This is a genomic window from Pseudoalteromonas rubra (genome assembly GCF_005886805.2).
Classification (GTDB): Bacteria; Pseudomonadota; Gammaproteobacteria; order Enterobacterales; family Alteromonadaceae; genus Pseudoalteromonas; species Pseudoalteromonas rubra_D.
In genome coordinates, this window is the sequence record NZ_CP045429.1 from 785,703 (window position 1) to 802,304 (window position 16,602).

The 16,602-nt window shown below is 48.4% G+C and carries 13 protein-coding genes; 10 read left to right on the forward strand and 3 right to left on the reverse strand.

Annotated elements, in window-relative coordinates:
* Nucleotides 1-166 precede the first annotated feature (166 nt).
* The 5 genes from purL to CWC22_RS03480 all read left to right on the forward strand — a co-directional run bounded on the left by purL (nucleotide 167) and on the right by CWC22_RS03480 (nucleotide 8,517).
* Nucleotides 167-4,051, forward strand: coding sequence for a phosphoribosylformylglycinamidine synthase (purL, locus tag CWC22_RS03460; RefSeq protein WP_138536203.1), 3,885 nt, complete (start codon nucleotides 167-169; stop codon nucleotides 4,049-4,051).
* Between the two features lie 672 nt (nucleotides 4,052-4,723).
* Complete coding sequence (locus CWC22_RS03465; RefSeq protein ID WP_138536205.1) at nucleotides 4,724-5,266, forward strand: hypothetical protein; 543 nt, start codon at nucleotides 4,724-4,726, stop codon at nucleotides 5,264-5,266.
* Nucleotides 5,267-5,401: 135 nt separating this feature from the next.
* Nucleotides 5,402-7,993 (forward strand): intermembrane phospholipid transport protein YdbH family protein, encoded by a 2,592-nt coding sequence (locus CWC22_RS03470; RefSeq protein ID WP_138536207.1) that lies wholly within the window; start codon nucleotides 5,402-5,404, stop codon nucleotides 7,991-7,993.
* Between the two features lie 12 nt (nucleotides 7,994-8,005).
* On the forward strand, nucleotides 8,006-8,185 hold the full coding sequence (locus tag CWC22_RS03475) for a YnbE family lipoprotein (protein WP_010383032.1): 180 nt from the start codon (nucleotides 8,006-8,008) through the stop codon (nucleotides 8,183-8,185).
* 11 nt (nucleotides 8,186-8,196) lie between these two features.
* On the forward strand, nucleotides 8,197-8,517 hold the full coding sequence (locus CWC22_RS03480) for a YdbL family protein (protein ID WP_010383031.1): 321 nt from the start codon (nucleotides 8,197-8,199) through the stop codon (nucleotides 8,515-8,517).
* 30 nt (nucleotides 8,518-8,547) lie between these two features.
* On the opposite strand, the gene CWC22_RS03485 is transcribed toward CWC22_RS03480, so the two are convergent.
* Both CWC22_RS03485 and waaA read right to left on the reverse strand, forming a co-directional pair.
* Nucleotides 8,548-9,093 carry a DUF1415 domain-containing protein gene (locus CWC22_RS03485; RefSeq protein ID WP_138536209.1) on the reverse strand — a complete coding sequence of 182 codons (546 nt, stop codon included), beginning with the start codon at nucleotides 9,091-9,093 and terminating at the stop codon, nucleotides 8,548-8,550.
* On the reverse strand, nucleotides 9,094-10,365 hold the full coding sequence (gene waaA, locus CWC22_RS03490; RefSeq protein ID WP_138536211.1) for a lipid IV(A) 3-deoxy-D-manno-octulosonic acid transferase: 1,272 nt from the start codon (nucleotides 10,363-10,365) through the stop codon (nucleotides 9,094-9,096).
* Nucleotides 10,366-10,512: 147 nt separating this feature from the next.
* Between waaA and CWC22_RS03495 the strand changes: the two genes are divergently transcribed.
* From CWC22_RS03495 to hldE, 3 genes are all read left to right on the forward strand, one after another.
* Nucleotides 10,513-11,961 carry a capsule assembly Wzi family protein gene (locus tag CWC22_RS03495; RefSeq protein WP_230090618.1) on the forward strand — a complete coding sequence of 483 codons (1,449 nt, stop codon included), beginning with the start codon at nucleotides 10,513-10,515 and terminating at the stop codon, nucleotides 11,959-11,961.
* 89 nt (nucleotides 11,962-12,050) lie between these two features.
* The gene (locus tag CWC22_RS03500; protein ID WP_138536213.1) at nucleotides 12,051-12,644 is read left to right on the forward strand and encodes a D-sedoheptulose-7-phosphate isomerase; all 594 of its coding nucleotides are present in this window, start codon (nucleotides 12,051-12,053) and stop codon (nucleotides 12,642-12,644) included.
* A complete protein-coding gene (gene hldE / locus CWC22_RS03505) occupies nucleotides 12,641-14,083 on the forward strand; it encodes a bifunctional D-glycero-beta-D-manno-heptose-7-phosphate kinase/D-glycero-beta-D-manno-heptose 1-phosphate adenylyltransferase HldE (RefSeq protein ID WP_138536215.1) in 1,443 nt (480 codons plus the stop codon). Before CWC22_RS03500 ends, hldE begins: the two co-directional genes overlap by 4 nt.
* Nucleotides 14,084-14,113: 30 nt before the next feature.
* Here the strand turns inward: hldE and CWC22_RS03510 are convergent, their stop codons facing one another.
* Nucleotides 14,114-14,848 carry a 3-deoxy-D-manno-octulosonic acid kinase gene (locus tag CWC22_RS03510; RefSeq protein WP_138536217.1) on the reverse strand — a complete coding sequence of 245 codons (735 nt, stop codon included), beginning with the start codon at nucleotides 14,846-14,848 and terminating at the stop codon, nucleotides 14,114-14,116.
* A 134-nt stretch (nucleotides 14,849-14,982) separates the two neighbouring features.
* Here CWC22_RS03510 and CWC22_RS03515 point away from each other — a divergent pair, with 134 nt between their 5' ends.
* Nucleotides 14,983-16,026 carry a glycosyltransferase family 9 protein gene (locus CWC22_RS03515; protein WP_138536219.1) on the forward strand — a complete coding sequence of 348 codons (1,044 nt, stop codon included), beginning with the start codon at nucleotides 14,983-14,985 and terminating at the stop codon, nucleotides 16,024-16,026.
* On the forward strand, nucleotides 16,023-16,580 hold the full coding sequence (gene gmhB / locus CWC22_RS03520; RefSeq protein ID WP_125558070.1) for a D-glycero-beta-D-manno-heptose 1,7-bisphosphate 7-phosphatase: 558 nt from the start codon (nucleotides 16,023-16,025) through the stop codon (nucleotides 16,578-16,580). The genes CWC22_RS03515 and gmhB overlap by 4 nt, the downstream gene beginning before the upstream one ends.
* The last annotated feature ends 22 nt before the right edge of the window (nucleotides 16,581-16,602 follow it).

Here is a 16,602-nt window from a genome sequence, read left to right on the forward strand (position 1 = left end):
TTGGTCAAATGAGAGTGACAGACCGCTCCATGCTCGCAATTAACGGCGCTTTTGTGAAGGGGCTTTTTTTCGATAATTGCTAAATTTGAGTTAAATAAGGAGGGCAAATCGACTATAATAGCGGCCCAAAATATCGTTCAATCCTTAACCCCGGATGAAAATACCTATGTTGATCCTACGTGGTGCACCTGCACTTTCTGATTTCAAAGTTCAAAAAATCCTTAAAAGCTGTAACGATGCGCAATTACCAGTGACTGGTGTGTATGCTGAGTTCATGCATTTTGCTGATCTGACAGCGGAACTTTCTGAGTCTGAACTGGACAAGCTGAGCAAGCTTTTAAAGTACGGCCCGACCATTGCCGAACATGCGCCTGAAGGAACCCTGATTTTAGTCACACCGCGAATTGGTACGATTTCGCCTTGGGCATCGAAAGCCACTGACATCGCCAATAATTGTGGCTTGGATAAAGTACACCGCGTTGAGCGTGGTATTGCTTACTATGTCGAGGGCGCACTGAGTGCAGAGCAGATCGATGAGGTAGCGAAACTTTTACATGATCGCATGACAGAGTCAGTACACAGTTCACTGGAAGATGCCGGTCAGTTATTCCGCGTTGAAGAGCCTCGCCCAATGTCTTCAGTTGACATTCTTGGCGGTGGCCGTGAAGCACTTGCTACTGCAAACGTTGAACAAGGCTTTGCTCTGGCGGATGACGAAATTGATTACCTGGTAGAGAATTTCCAAAAACTAGGGCGTAACCCGAACGACATCGAGCTGTTCATGTTCGCACAGGCGAACTCTGAGCACTGTCGTCATAAAATTTTCAACGCCGATTGGACAATCGACGGTGAACAGCAGCCTAAGTCGCTGTTCAAAATGATCAAAAATACATACGAAACGCACCCTGAAAATGTACTGTCTGCGTATAAAGATAACGCTGCGGTAATGAAAGGATCAAAAGCGGGTCGTTTCTTCCCAAATAAAGACGGTGAGTACAGCTACAATCAGGAAAACATTGAAATCCTGATGAAGGTTGAAACCCACAACCACCCAACCGCGATTGCCCCTTTCTCTGGTGCATCAACGGGCTCTGGTGGTGAAATTCGCGACGAAGGTGCGACAGGCCGTGGTTCTAAGCCAAAAGCGGGCCTGGTCGGTTTTACGGTATCTAACTTGCGAATCCCTGGCTTCGAGCAGCCGTGGGAAAGCAACTTCGGCAAACCTGGTCGCATTGTTAATGCACTCGATATCATGATCGATGGTCCTCTGGGTGGCGCGGCGTTCAATAACGAATTTGGTCGCCCTAATCTGCTTGGTTACTTCCGTACTTACGAAGAAAAAGTGAACAGCCACAACGGTGAAGAAGTGCGTGGTTACCACAAGCCAATCATGCTGGCAGGGGGTCTGGGCAACATCCGTACTGAGCACGTACAAAAAGGTGAAATCCCTGTCGGTGCTAAGCTAGTTGCACTGGGCGGCCCTGCGATGAACATCGGTCTGGGTGGTGGTGCTGCATCATCAATGGCATCTGGCCAGTCAAATGAAGACCTGGATTTTGCGTCTGTACAGCGTGAAAACCCAGAAATGGAACGTCGTTGTCAGGAAGTGATCGACAAATGTTGGCAGTTGGGTGACGAAAACCCCATCGCGTTTATCCACGATGTGGGCGCAGGTGGTCTTTCTAATGCATTCCCTGAGCTGGTAGATGACGGTGGTCGTGGTGGTAAATTCCAGCTACGTAACATCCCGAACGATGAGCCAGGCATGGCACCACACGAGATCTGGTGTAACGAATCTCAAGAACGTTATGTACTGGCCGTAGCTGCTGAAGACTTTGACCGCTTTGAAGCCATCTGTCAGCGTGAACGTGCACAATACGCAGTCATTGGTGAGGCAACGGAAGAGCGTCACTTAACTGTTGCGGATAGTCATTTCGACAATAATCCAGTAGACCTGCCGCTTGAAGTCCTGCTTGGTAAAGCTCCTAAGATGCACCGTGACGTAGAGTCGAAGAAAGTCGAAGGTGAAGCCCTTAACACTGACAGCATCGATGTAGAAGAAGCGGCTAAGCGTTTACTTCGTCTACCTACTATCGCTGAGAAAACATTCCTTATCACGATTGGTGACCGTACGGTGACAGGTCTGGTAGCACGTGACCAAATGGTTGGCCCCTGGCAGGTACCGGTAGCAAACTGTGCTGTGACAGCAGCTGCGTTTGACACTTACCACGGTGAAGCAATGTCAATGGGTGAACGCACACCTGCGGCACTTCTAAACTACGGTGCTTCTGCACGTTTGGCAGTAGCAGAAGCGCTCACTAATATTGCTGGCGCAAACATTGGTGGTCTTGAGAATATCAAGCTATCTGCAAACTGGATGGCAGCAGCGGGTCACCCAGGTGAAGACGCAGGTCTTTACGAAGCGGTTAAAGCCGTAGGTGAAGAGCTATGTCCGGCGCTGGGTCTAACTATTCCGGTTGGTAAAGACTCAATGTCGATGAAAACCACCTGGCAAGACGAGGGTGAAGACAAAGCGGTAACAGCACCACTTTCTCTGATCATCACTGCGTTTGGCCGTGTTGAAGACATTCGTAAAACGGTAACGCCTCAGCTTCGCACTGATAAAGGCGAATCAAGCCTGATCTTAGTTGATTTAGGTGCAGGTCAAAACCGACTGGGTGCATCAAGCCTTGCACAGGTTTACAAGCAGCTTGGTGATAAGACGCCTGACGTAGATAGCCCTGAGCTATTAAAAGGCTTCTACAACGCGATGCAAGCTCTTGTAGCTGAAGAAAAACTACTGGCTTACCACGACCGTTCAGACGGTGGTCTATTCACAACCGTTGCTGAAATGGCATTCGCAGGTCGCACCGGTGTCACGGTAAACCTTGATAGCTTAGTTGGTTCTGACATCGAAGTACTTTACAACGAAGAGCTGGGTGCCGTTATTCAGGTTCGTAACGATGACCTGGCTGCGGTTGAAGCAATTCTTGCTGACAATGGCCTTGCAACAATCAGCCACACTATCGGTGCACTAAACACTGAAGACAAAGTAATCTTCAACCGTGGCGGTGAAGCAGTACTGGCAAATACACGTACTGAACTACGTACTATTTGGGCTGAAACCACATATAAGATGCAGGCACTTCGTGACAACCCAGAGTGCGCTAAACAAGAATTTGATGCCAAGTTTGATGAAAAAGACCCAGGTCTGAACGTGAAACTAAGCTTTGATTTAAATGAAGACGTTGCTGCACCTTACATTGCAACAGGCGCTAAGCCTAAGATGGCTATCTTGCGTGAGCAAGGCGTTAACTCACACGTTGAAATGGCCGCCGCATTTAACCGTGCAGGGTTTGCAGCAGTAGACGTACACATGAGTGACATCCTTGAAGGTCGCCTGACTCTGGAAGAGTTCAAAGGCCTTGTAGCGTGTGGTGGCTTCTCTTACGGTGACGTGCTGGGGGCGGGTGAAGGCTGGGCTAAGTCAATCCTGTTCAATGACATGGCACGCGATCAGTTCCAAACCTTCTTTGAACGTCAAGATACGTTCAGCTTAGGTGTCTGTAACGGTTGTCAGATGTTATCCACTCTGAAAGAGCTTATCCCGGGCACTGAACACTGGCCACGATTTGTAACCAATAAGTCAGAGCGTTTTGAAGCACGCTTCAGCCTTGTAGAAGTACAAGAAAGCCCGTCGGTATTCTTCCATGGCATGGCAGGCTCTCGTATGCCAATCGCAGTCTCACACGGTGAAGGCCATGCTGAGTTTGCCAACGATGCAGCAGTAAAAGCGGCGCTTGAATCTGGCACAGTAGCCGTTCAGTACGTTGACAATTTTGGTAACCCAACAACGCAATACCCGAACAACCCGAATGGTTCACCAGAAGGTATTACAGGTATTACATCAACTGATGGTCGTGCAACAGTCATGATGCCACACCCAGAGCGTGTATTCCGTGCCGTAGCGAACTCTTGGCACCCGGATGAGTGGAAAGAGGACAGCCCTTGGATGCGCATGTTCCGTAACGCACGTAAGAACGTGAGCTAATTGAGAGCATTTTAACTTTTGAAAAGGGTCACTTCGGTGGCCTTTTTTATTGCTTGAAGAAAGCGAACTCTTGGCAGCGATACCCATGACAAGAGTGGAAAGAGGACAGCCCGTGGATGCGCATGTTCCGTAACGCACGTAAGAACGTGAGCTAATTGAGAGCATTTTAACTTTTGAAAAGGGTCACTTCGATGGCCTTTTTTATTGCTTGAAGAAAGCGAACTCTTGGCAGCGATACCCATGACAAGAGTGGAAGAGGACAGCCCTTGGATGCGCATGTTCCGTAACGCACGTAAGAACGTGAGTTAATTGAGAGCATTTTAACTTTTGAAAAGGGTCACTTCGATGGCCTTTTTTATTGCTTGAAGAAAGCGAACTCTTGGCAGCGATACCCATGACAAGAGTGGAAGAGGACAGCCCTTGGATGCGCATGTTCCGTAACGCACGTAAGAACGTGAGTTAATTGAGAACATTATAACTTTTGAAAAAGGTCACTGCGGTGGCCTTTTTTATTGCCTGTCACATCACTGTGTTCATGGTTTGGTATTATTCATGCCGTATGCTTTCTCTCCTCAAGTATTCTATGTAAATACCGATACAATGGTTGAATTAGAGGTACCTCCAGGCGCAGAGCGACGCCTACAGACCAATAATGACAGTCAAGGAGTGAGTATGGACATACAAGTACACCCAGGTAGTGCTTCTGTAAGCAAGCCGGTATCGCATGTGCAAGTGCGCAATAACAGTGATAAAGCGTCTGATGCTAAGGTCAGTGTGGATATACAGAACCGTGATGAGATTGGTACCGTTCCCCCCTTGCTGTCACAGGAACTGGATGAAGAGGCGGGTCAGTACAAAGAAGACAACCCGGTATTCAAAGAGGACTACGAGGAACTGGAAAAAGCCATGGCATTGATCCAGGCGTTTATCCGTAAGCTACAGGCACAGCTCAGTAAGCTCATGCAATCTGTGCAACAGCGCCGTCTTCAGGTGCAGGAACATGTAGAAGCAGAAGCCTCACCGGATGGGGCGATTGTTGAGCACATTGGCTTAAAACAATATCGTGACAGTACTAAAGTGGATGAAATTGCACTGCTGGAGCAGCAGCTTTCAGAGTATAAGCAACTCGAAGCTGATATTCGCGTTAATATGATTAAAATGATCCTTGCAGAGCGTGAACGACTCGAAGAGCTCAAGCGCAAAGGTAAGCTGTAAAGCCGTTAGAGGACGAAGTAATGACCTATTTGTAAGAGATTTTTGCGAACTTAACATCTTCTTACCTGGGCAAGCATTACATCGTTAGCAAGATCCCTTACACTTAAGCCAGTTTTCACTGAATACCAGGTACCGATGCGGCGCTTTTTTCTTATTCTGTTATTTGCCCTGTTTACAATTGGGATCACTGTTTATTATTTTCGCGTGCCACTGACGCTCACGATTGGTAAACAGATACTGACCGAGGAGCAGGGGTTGCTTGAGTGTCTGGACTGGTCAGTAGACAGTTGGGACAGGCTTGCAGTAGAGCGTATGTGCTGGCGCAGTGAAGCCGTATCCGTTGAGCTCAGCGATGCTACCTTTGATGGCGACCACTTCCAGGTGGGGAACATGAGGGTGGTTCATCAGCAAACTCAGACGGATAACAACACTCAGGTGACCTATGCGCCTGCACCTTTACAGCTTGATTTACCTGAAGGTATGCCCACGGTTGAGGTTGAGAAGCTCACCGTATCCAGTCCATTATTACCTGAGTCACTGAATTTAAGCGTGAAGCAAACTGATGATTTCGCCTTTACCGTTGACGGGGATGTGCAAGCCGACCTTGCCCTGAGTGATACAAAGCTGCATGCGGCACTGAGGTTAACCAGTCCGGTTGTGCAGAGGTTTTTACGTGAGGCGAAACTCCCTGTGAGCGTGTCGGCACTGACTGGCAAAATTGAAGCCGAGTTCAACGGTCAAGTTATCAACGCTGATATCCAGTTACAGAGCATATTAAACTATACCCTACCTCAATGCCGGCCCGAGATTCAGGTCAGTGGGGTGGCTACCGGGCAATGGGACTTTACAGACGAGCGCGCAACGCTGGATTTGCGTCAGCTACCTGTTGATTTGGCCGTTGCTGAGTGCCAGGCGTTGCTGGCTGAGTTGCCACAAGGCTGGAAAGACAGCATTTGGTCCGGACGTTGGCAAGCGCGTGTATCAGAGCCAGTGATAATCAACGCGCAGACTCTTACACTGCCTGCCTTGAGCGTACAGGATGTTGCGCACGTTAGCACAGTCACCTTGAGTGAGTTTGTCTATCAGCTGCCTGAGCAGCAGATGCAGGGCAAACTGATGGTGTCGCATCACAGTGAGGCATTTCCGTTGCTGGATGCGCAAGTTGATTTTCTGCTCGCAGGAACACAACTGGAAAGTCAGGGCATCGCGACTTTTGAACTTGCGCAGGCACCTGAGGAGCTCCCCTTCAACTGGCAGGCATTGAGCATGCGCAGTGATTTCTCATTGCAGGGCAAAGTGAACGAACAACTGATGCTCAACATCACAGCAAAACCACAGGCTCAGTCTGTCGTGACGGAAGCAATGATGCTAGACAAGTTAACTACCTCTGTGTCGGCCCAAGCCCTATTCGCGATGAGCGAGCGTCATATTAAAACGCAACAGACACCGTTTGAACAATTGCAATGGCAGCTTGACGCTGAGGCAGAGCGATATCAGATTGATGGGGTTCAGGGACGCAATCTGAGCGTGTCTGGCCATGGTGATATTGATGCCTCGCTGGCGGCTAACGTAAACGCGGATATTCGGGTTGGCTCGTTCAAGCGCGAGAATGTACGGGGCAAAGAGTTACATCAACAGCTTGGCTTTAGCGGTACGCTTCGACCTGAGGGACCTGTTGGTAAACTCAAGGGTAACTCGACCATTGAGCTGGTGGCACATCCTCAGCTGGTGCTTAGAGATGTAGTGCTAAACAGCGAAGGCGACATCAAAGGTGTAGAGCAGTTAGCGCTTACTCACAAGCTGACGCACGACAGTCTAGAACTACAACTGACACATCGTCTTGAAGCCGGGTTAATGCCGTTTACCCTGACACTGGGTGAGCATGGCCTGGGGGCGATTCAGTCTGTGGCCAGCCAGTTTGTGCCTAAACTTAAAATAGAAGAGGGCCTGATTAGTGCCAGTGTTTCAGGTGAATTGTCGCGTCAGGTTTTTGACTTCGAAATAGGTGTCGGTGATGCCTCGTTTTTGTATGATCATCACTACGTATCTGGACTTGAATTGCCTCTGAAGGGCAAGTGGCATGCGGGGGAGCTTATGATAGAGCCCGCACCACTGAGTATTACGGAGGTACGGTCAGGGCCAGTGTTAACAGACGTACGAGGTCAGATAACTTCAGACAACAACTTGCTTGTGTTGCGTCAGTTTAGCGCCAATATTTTCAGTGGCCAGCTCGCGGCTGAGCAGGTTTTACTCGACAAGCAGGATCAGGAAGTTTTAGTGACGGCCAGCGATCTGGATTTGATGCTGATCTCTGAAGCTGGCCGTGAGGCTGGAGTTGAGCTTTATGGCCAGGTTTCAGGCAGACTACCTGTGTTTATTCGCAATGGGCAGGCAGAGATCCGCGATGGGTACCTGAGTAACATAGTAGATAGTATGTTGAAAGTAGAGGACAATGCTTCATTTAATGCGTTAAAGTCTCAGCGCCCGGAGTTGCAGCCTGTATTCGATATGTTGGACGAGTTAAGTATTGAAACATTAAGTGCCGATGTGAATATGTCACAAGATGGGCAATTGGAGTTGGCTGTAAAAATTGCTGGCGAAAACAAACAGAAACAACAACCTGTGAATTTTAATTATACGCACAGTGAGAATATTTATACCCTGTTCAGGGCGTTGCGTCTGAGTGATGAAATTACTCAGGCAGTGGAAAAAGCGTTAAACCAATAGGAGCAACTCAGCATGAAATGGATGCTAACTTTGGTGTTTGCTTGTTTGGTGTCGGCTTGTACACATAAAGTGCAGGTAGAGACCAAAGAGCCTATCACCATCAACTTAAACGTCAAAGTTGACCACGAGATCCGTGTTAAGGTCGACAAAGAGCTGGACGATCTGTTCAGCGATGACAGTGAATTATTCTAAGGAGCCAGATCATGAACGCATCTAAGTTACTGACCACGATTGCCGCCGCTTGTATGAGCTTTTCGGTATTTGCCATTACTCTGGACGATGCTAAGTCACAGGGCTTAGTGGGGGAGACCGCAGCGGGTTATTTGGGCGTGATCAAGGGCAGCAGTGAAGTGAAAAAGCTGGTGAAAGAAGTAAACAGTAAACGCAAGGCGAAGTACCAGCAACTTGCTAAGAAAAATGGCATCAGCCTGAGTCAGGTTGAAGCCATGGCTGCCAAGAAAACATTTGCGAAAACGGCGCCGGGCCACTTCGTAAAAGTCGATGGGAAGTGGGTTAAAAAATAGCATTCAGGGCGGAATTCTCCGCCCTGACTGTTAATCTGTTTGATGGCATTGACGTAACAGTTGTTGCCAGAAAGCCGCACCTTTTCGGCGTGCAAGCCTGATGTTGTTATCCGGAATAGACTCTGGATCATCATAACTTTCCAGTGCCTCAGCCATACTGGCCTCGCGGATCACATGTAAAGCTGGGTAAGGGGCTCGGTTTGTGTAGTTGGCCGGATCATCTTGCTCTGACTCTGCAAAAACATAATCCGGGTGGAAGTTGGCGAGCTGGAAGGTGCCTTCATAGCCCTGGGCAACTAACAGTGCGTTTGCCAGGTCTACCAAATCTAAAAATGCATCAAAATCGGTAAAACCCTCAGTAAAAATGAGCAAGCTGGTTTCCCGCGCCGGGTTCTCAGTCAGTGCCTGACATTCATCTAGCATATCCATCACGGCATCTTCGGGTTTTTGTGACGCGCAAACTCGGTAGTGGATTGCGTTTTGTTCCACTTCTTTGCGGGCAAACGGGCAGAAGTTGTATTTTACAATGACTGAGCTGACCCAGTTTTGCATCGCTTTGACGGCAATATGGTGCATTTATTTTCCCAAAAGAGAGTTGATCATAGTAATACTGCGTGCAATGGCGCCCTGATTGCGTGTCAGACACGCTTTTGCATGTGTGCCTAATTCCATTGCACTTTGCTGTGAGCGCAAGTAAACCAGCAAAGTATCGGCCAGCGCTTGCTGATCCGCTACTTCAATAGCACCTTTCAGCGCAAACAGTTCAGGATAAATATGGGCAAAGTTATAGGTATGTGGTCCAGTCAGTACACCGACCGAACAGGCCGCCGCTTCAAGTGGGTTATGACCGCCTCGCTCAATCAGACTGCCGCCAATGTAGGCAATTTGCCCACACCCGTATAACAACTTTAGTTCGCCCAGTGTGTCTGCCAGCAAGACTTGTGATGACGGCGTGTAATTCTGGCTGCGACGACTGTAGCTGAGTGCTCGTGTTTCAATTAAAGTGGCAACTTTATCGAACTGCTCAGGATGTCTGGGCGCTATGATCAACAGAGCATCGCTCTGGTGGGTCAATAGTTGCTGGTGGGCTGTTAAAACCTGTTCATGCTCCGCGGGGTGGGTAGAGCCTGCAACCCACACTGGTCGTGCGCCGAGCTGTGTTTTTATTGCCTCAATCTTGTCCTGCTGAGCGTTATCCAGGGCGATATCAAATTTAATTGAGCCCGTTACTGTGACTTTGTCTGGCGTCAGTCCCAGCTTAATAAAACGCTCGGCATCTTCCTGATTATGGCTCGCCAGCATACTGATTTGAGCCATCAAAAAACGGCTCAGAGACGCCACTTTTTGATATCCCATCAAAGATTTTTCAGACAGGCGGGCATTGATGACGGCGACCGGGCAATGTGCCTTGTTGGCGTAATAAAATAGGTTCGGCCATAGCTCAGTTTCCAGTACTAATAAGATTCTGGGCTTAATTCGTCTGACGAAGCGCCGGGCTGCAAAGGCAAAATCGATAGGTAAGTAGCAAATTGTGATGTCATGTGCACTGTTGCCAAACAGCTGATTAAGCTGTTCGCGACCTGTGGGGGTGTTACAGGTAAGTACAAAAGGTGCTTCAGGGTGTTCTTCTAACAGCGCTTTTATAAGGGGCGCTGCGGCCAGTACTTCCCCGACGGAAGCGCAGTGAATGACCACGGCATGCTTTGTGCGGATTGAGGGAGTAAAGCCAAATCGTTCGCAAAAATGCGCTTTATACAGCGGGTTCTTTTTTCCTCTGATAACGTACAGATACAGCACGATGAATGGACATAAAATCAGTAGTACCAGGGAATATAAATGTCTAATCATGACAGCCAACAGTATAAAAAACGCCTATTTTAACTTGTCAGCCTGAAAAAGCGATAACACGCATACAAATTATCACAGTTGTTGAGGTGCTCAGCGGACGGGAATTTGCTAGGATCTGGCAAAATTTCCAATTTTAAAGGTTTTAAGTTGTCCTTTCGTAATATCACGTTTTCTACTTTGTGTCTGCTGGGCGCAGCGCAGGCCGTCGCTATGCCAACCGCTTTTTTACCTTTGGGTAAAGACAACATCCTGGAATACCAGATTGATCAGATGTTTGCTTTGATCGGTACGACACCAATGTCTAAGCCCTATCGTATCACTGAAGTTAATAAGACTTTATCTGAACTTGAGCGTGTTGACCCAGCATTACATCAAAGCATCAAAACACGATTGGCACCCTACCTGGAAAGAGACGCAATCACACGTCGCGGGATTAAGTTACGGGTTGACTCCGGCGACGTGCAGCAGCTTGCGAATGACCGTGGAAATTCTAGTAGCGAATATGCTGAATTGTCATTTGATGGGATATGGCGTGGTAGTGACACAAGCCTGGTTCAGCTTGGTGCTGAATATCGCGTCGATGCGGGCAAAGTGGTGCCTTATAATACGTTCTACGCCTTGGGTGGAGATAACTTACAACTTACTTTGGGCTATAAAGAGCATTGGTTTTCGCCGTTCAAACATGGTGCTCAGGTCTATTCAAATAATGCACAAGCGCCACTATCTGCATCAGTGGGTTTGAATCTGCCATTGGAAAACTGGTGGAACTTTGACTTTGAGCTTTTCTATTCTGAATTGGAACATGTAGAAGAAGGCATTCTTTATCAAGACACACTGCATGACGGTACTCCTAAGCTGGCGGGTACGCATATTAGCTTCGAGCCGTTGGATAATTGGAAAATTGGTATTAACCGAATCATGCAGTTTGGTGGAGGCCCACGAGAGGTTGGAATCAAAGACGTGGTAAAAGCTTATTTTGACCCGGCCGGTAACGATAACGTAGGCCTGGTTGGTAGTTCCGACGAAGAGCTTGGAGATCAGTGGGCAAGTATTACATCGGTGTTCAAAACGAATTGGTTGATGCCGATTGAATGGTACCTTGAATACGGTGGAGAAGATACAAAAGAGCACAAGAACTATCAGTTTGGTAATATTGCGTCCAATTTTGGATTCTACCTGCCTGCACTTACTCACAGCCTGACATTCAGGTATGAATACTCCAATATGCACAGCTTATGGTACAAGAACTACATTTTTCCGAAGAATGGCAACACGAGAGATGGGTTTGTAGTGGGGCATGCTGTTGCGAATCAGCGTATATTTCAGGATGGCGTTCCCAGCCAGGGTCACCTTGTCGAGCTAACTTATCGAGAAAATCTGGACTCAATGTGGCGTTTGGAGCTATCCACGGTTAAAAATAGCAATCACTTTGTGACGTTCGATGTAGTGAATACTCGAAACTATGAGCAAGCCCGACAGCTTCAGCTAGCTAATACCCGACGTATTTATGACAAGCAAGTAGAGACATCGCTGACCTATGGCAAAGATGTCTTTGGCGAAAGCTACACTTGGTTGTCTGTCAATGTATACTGGTAGTCTGGCGCACAGCGTCACCAATTAATTTAACACGGGTTAGTTTTGACTTTGTATCGATTACAGAGTCGCATTATTTATTAAGGATCACTATGTCAATCAATGATCACATCAAACAAAGCTATCAGGCCAGTTTAGAGCGACATATGGCGTTGTTCGCAAAAATGGCTGATTATCATATCCAGTCCGTGGAATTACTGGCTGCCTGCAAAGCGACCCTGGATGCGGGTGGCAAGGTGATTTGGTTTGGTAATGGTGGCAGTGCGGCCGATGCTCAGCATTTGGCAGCTGAGTTTGTGGTTCGCTACAAGCTCGAACGTGGTCCACTGGCGTCGATTGCTTTGACGACTGATACATCGATTTTAACGGCACACAGCAATGACTACCATTTCAATTCGGTTTTTGAACGTCAGGTGCAAGCGTTATGTAAACCACAAGACTTGGTGATTGGCCTGACCACGTCAGGAACCAGTGAGAATATTAACCTGGCATTACAGGCTGCTAATGAGATTGGTGCATTCACCGTGGCTTTGACTGGGCGTACAGGTGGTACAGTGAAAGACATCGCTAAGTTGCCAATTATCATCGACTTTGATGAGACCGCGCGGATCCAGGAAGCCCATATGTTTATCGGGCACTGGTTATGTGAGGCGGTAGACATGGTCATTGCGGAGCAGTCGGCATGAACCTGAGCGCGCTGAGAAACTTGAATCAGGCGAAGGTCCTGGTGGTTGGTGATGTCATGCTGGATCGCTACTGGCATGGTGATACTGGTCGTATTTCACCAGAAGCGCCTGTTCCCGTCGTCAAGGTAAGCAGCCTTGAAGATAAAGCGGGTGGTGCGGCAAACGTAGCGAAGAACATAGCGCATCTGGATGGTCAGGTCGGGTTACTGGGTCTGATTGGCGAAGATGACAATGGCCGTCAGCTAGAGTCTATTCTGGCAAAAGAACAAATCGCTTCACAACTTGTCAGCGTTGCTGAGTTGCCGACGATTGCAAAAATGCGCGTTATCAGTCGTCACCAGCAAGTCGTGCGACTAGACCTGGAAGAGCCCTTTGTACAGTCTCACAGCAAATTGTTGTTAACCCGATTGGAACAAGTCGTCAATGACTATGATTTTGTTCTGTTTTCAGACTATAACAAAGGCGCTTTAAGTTGCATCGAAGAGATGATTAGTGTGGCAAAGAGCGCGGGCAAAACGGTCCTGATTGACCCGAAGTCGTCTGATTTGACCCGTTATCGGGGCGCCGATTATATTACGCCAAACCTCAATGAATTCCGCCTGGCCGGCGGTGATTCCAGCAGTGAAGAAGCATTGACGATGAGTGCCCGTGCATTGATAAAGCAGGCTGGCATTGGTGCTATGCTGCTGACTCGCTCTGAGCAGGGCATGTCACTGATCACCCAAGACGAGAAACATGACTTCGCTGCGCAGGTCCGGGAAGTCAGTGATGTTACCGGTGCGGGTGATACCGTTATTGCGACATTAACGACTATGTTGGGCGCAGGGTTATCGCCAAGTGAAGCGGTGGAGCTGGCAAATCTGGCTGCGGGAATTGCGGTGGCTAAACTGGGCGCGGCTACCGTGACACCAGAAGAGCTGAGCCGGAAACTGGGGCAATATTTGCGTCAGACTGGTGAACACTACCAAACCCCGTATGAAGAAGTACTAAAACACATTGAGTTTGCCAAACAAAATGGTGAAACCATTGTGTTCACCAATGGCTGCTTTGACATTCTGCATGCAGGTCATGTTCGCTATCTGGCACAAGCCAAAGCCAGAGGAGACCGATTAGTGGTCGGGTTGAATAACGATGACTCCATTTCTCGTTTGAAAGGTCCTGAGCGTCCAATTAATCCACTGAACGAGCGGGCCATGGTTTTGTCTGCACTGGCTTCTGTTGACTGGGTGATCCCATTTGGTAAAGAGAGTGAGGGTGACACACCGGCTAAACTGATAGAACAGATCAGTCCACATATACTGGTCAAAGGTGGTGATTACCAGGTATCAGAGATAGCAGGAGCAGATCATGTCCTTGCTATGGGCGGCCAGGTAGAAGTGTTAGCGTTTCTGGATGGTTGCTCAACCTCTAATATCATTGCGAAAGCAAGAGAGACATAATAGCGACGTCTGACGATTAAGAAGCCGGTTTCACACCGGCTTTTTTTTCATTTCACTTTGATAGACATCGATAAAACTCTGCCAGTCTTGTGGCGGACAAAAGAACTGCGCAGAGCGGCTGGCTTCTTTTTTAAGTGAACGCGCGAGTCGGTCAATATTCGCCATTTGCCATTCTTTTGCAGGCGTTTTGAGCGCGCCTTTATCGAAATCAATGAGGTACACTTCTCCGCAATCATCGAACAGAATATTGTTGCAGTTCAAATCATCATGATAGGCGCCAGCGTGATGAAAGCGTGCCAGCGTGGAGGCAACCTGCTGCCAGCCTTGTGCACTGAGTGGCGCCGACTGCAGTCGTTCACACAGGCTTTGTGCGCCAGAGATGGCATGCGTCAGGATATCAGCGCGATAAATACCCGCTGATACGGTTACTTTGGCGCCTAAAGGAATGGGGACTGGTAAGCCCAAGTCGGCGAGTTGGTTTAGCAGGTGCAGCTCAAGGTATACCCGGGTGTGCTTAAGGCCTGTAAACACGTATTGATCTTTGAGTAACTTACCAATTAACCCGCCACGCCAGTAGTGCTTTAGAACGGCAACATCCTGGTCGGTATAGCGAACGAACCAGGCTGCTGCGCGACCTTGTTTCGAGGTCACAACAGCATTTTTCTGCTGCCAGAATACCATATCGAACCAGTCCAGAGATAAAGTATCTGGGGTATGGTTAGTTTGCAACAAGTAGTGATTGTGATGTTGTTCTATTTTGAGCATGGCCGATTAATAGCAGGACTGAATTGATAAACGCTCAGTGTAACGGCTTTTGTTGTCTGGGAGAATCTCATAGGTTGCAAAATAGTGGGTTTTATTTAAGATCGGGTGCTTATTTTCAGTTACAGGCGAAATGTGTGTCTCAGGCAATTTCTTCCATTTGTATTCTCCGGCTTTCGGCCATTGGTGACGTGTGTCATGCCGTAGCGGCCGTACAAGCGATCCAGCGTGCGCACCCACAGGCGAAAATCACCTGGGTTATAGGCAAGGTTGAAGCCATGCTGTTAGCCGGCTTGCCTGGGGTTGAGTTTGTTATCTTTGACAAGAAACAAGGTAAAGCGGCATTTAAGCAGCTTAAAGCACACTTTAAAGGGCACAAGTTTGATGTGCTTTTGCATATGCAAGTGGCGTTTCGCGCTAACCTTGCAGCACGTTGTATCCCGGCTAAAGTCAAAGTTGGGTTTGACAAAGGGCGTTCTAAGGAACTTCACTCGCTGGTTATTAATCAACGCATTGGTCCACAGCAGGAGCCGCATGTGCTGGAAGGGTTCCAGAACTTTGCCCGAGCGATAGGCGCTGAGTGTGACACGCCGAGTTGGGACATGCCCGTTAGCGATGAAGATAAACGTGAAGCGGAAGTTTTACTTGCCGGACTGACACGTATCTTTGTGATTTCTCCCGCTGCCAGCAAGGCGGAGCGAAACTGGCTACCTGAGCGCTATGCTGCGCTGGCTGAACATGCTGCGGGACAAGGCTTTAGTGTGGTCCTGACAGGAGGCCCAACCGAATTGGAGCGCAATCTGAGTGAAGCCATCATTGCGCATGCGCAGTGTGATATTACTAACCTGGTTGGTAAAACCAAATTAAAAACCTTGCTGTGTGTGCTAGCGCAGGCACAGCTGGTTCTGGCACCGGATACTGGGCCTGCCCATATGGCGGTGACCGTTGGCACCCCGGTTATAGGTTTGTATGCGCATTCTAACCCCAAGCGCACGGGTCCGTATTTGTATCAGGAATATGTGGTAGAGGTCTATCATGACAACCTGATGGCGCAAAAGGGTAAAAGTGCTCAGCAACTTAAGTGGGGAACACGCGTAAAGGGCTGTGATTTGATGAGTCAAATTTCGGTTGAGCGGGTAGCAAAGATGTTTGACCAGGTAGTAAAGCAGGAACAAATATGACACATAAAGCCGTATTTCTGGACAGAGATGGGGTGATCAATCAGGATCATGCCTATGTGCATAAAATTGAAGACTTTGAGTTTATCGATGGCGTGTTTGAGGCCTGCCATCAGTTCCAGGTGTTGGGCTATAAACTGATCGTGGTGACAAACCAGTCCGGTATTGGCCGGGGGTACTATGACGAAGCTCAGTTTGCGCGACTGACAGAGTGGATGTGCCAGCAGTTCAAGGCTCATGGTATCACCATTGATGGCGTCTATTTTTGCCCCCACCACCCGCATAAAGCGCAGCCGCCTTATCAGCGTGAGTGTGCGTGCCGTAAACCGAACCCCGGTATGCTTTTAGAAGCCATTGCGGAGCATAACATTGACCCGAAACAAAGTATTATGGTGGGTGATAAGGGGTCGGATATTCAGGCGGCATTGGCTGCGGGAGTTAGTACTAAAATACTGGTTGAGTCGGGGCAGACTTTCAGTGAACAAGTGCGTGACTCAGCAGACTATGTGTGTGGATCACTATATCAGGCACTTGATCTGCCTCCGTTTATCTCATAAGCGTTTACAAAGCGTCTGCGAA

Coding starts and splice junctions, on each gene's coding strand:
- CWC22_RS03480 (WP_010383031.1), top strand. CDS start 8,197: ATGAACGCATCTAAGTTACTGACCACGATTGCCGCCGCTTGTATGAGC.
- CWC22_RS03510 (WP_138536217.1), bottom strand. CDS start 14,848: ATGCTCAAAATAGAACAACATCACAATCACTACTTGTTGCAAACTAAC.
- purL (WP_138536203.1), top strand. CDS start 167: ATGTTGATCCTACGTGGTGCACCTGCACTTTCTGATTTCAAAGTTCAA.
- waaA (WP_138536211.1), bottom strand. CDS start 10,365: ATGATTAGACATTTATATTCCCTGGTACTACTGATTTTATGTCCATTC.
- gmhB (WP_125558070.1), top strand. CDS start 16,023: ATGACACATAAAGCCGTATTTCTGGACAGAGATGGGGTGATCAATCAG.
- CWC22_RS03465 (WP_138536205.1), top strand. CDS start 4,724: ATGGACATACAAGTACACCCAGGTAGTGCTTCTGTAAGCAAGCCGGTA.
- CWC22_RS03485 (WP_138536209.1), bottom strand. CDS start 9,093: ATGCACCATATTGCCGTCAAAGCGATGCAAAACTGGGTCAGCTCAGTC.
- CWC22_RS03475 (WP_010383032.1), top strand. CDS start 8,006: ATGAAATGGATGCTAACTTTGGTGTTTGCTTGTTTGGTGTCGGCTTGT.
- CWC22_RS03500 (WP_138536213.1), top strand. CDS start 12,051: ATGTCAATCAATGATCACATCAAACAAAGCTATCAGGCCAGTTTAGAG.
- hldE (WP_138536215.1), top strand. CDS start 12,641: ATGAACCTGAGCGCGCTGAGAAACTTGAATCAGGCGAAGGTCCTGGTG.
- CWC22_RS03470 (WP_138536207.1), top strand. CDS start 5,402: ATGCGGCGCTTTTTTCTTATTCTGTTATTTGCCCTGTTTACAATTGGG.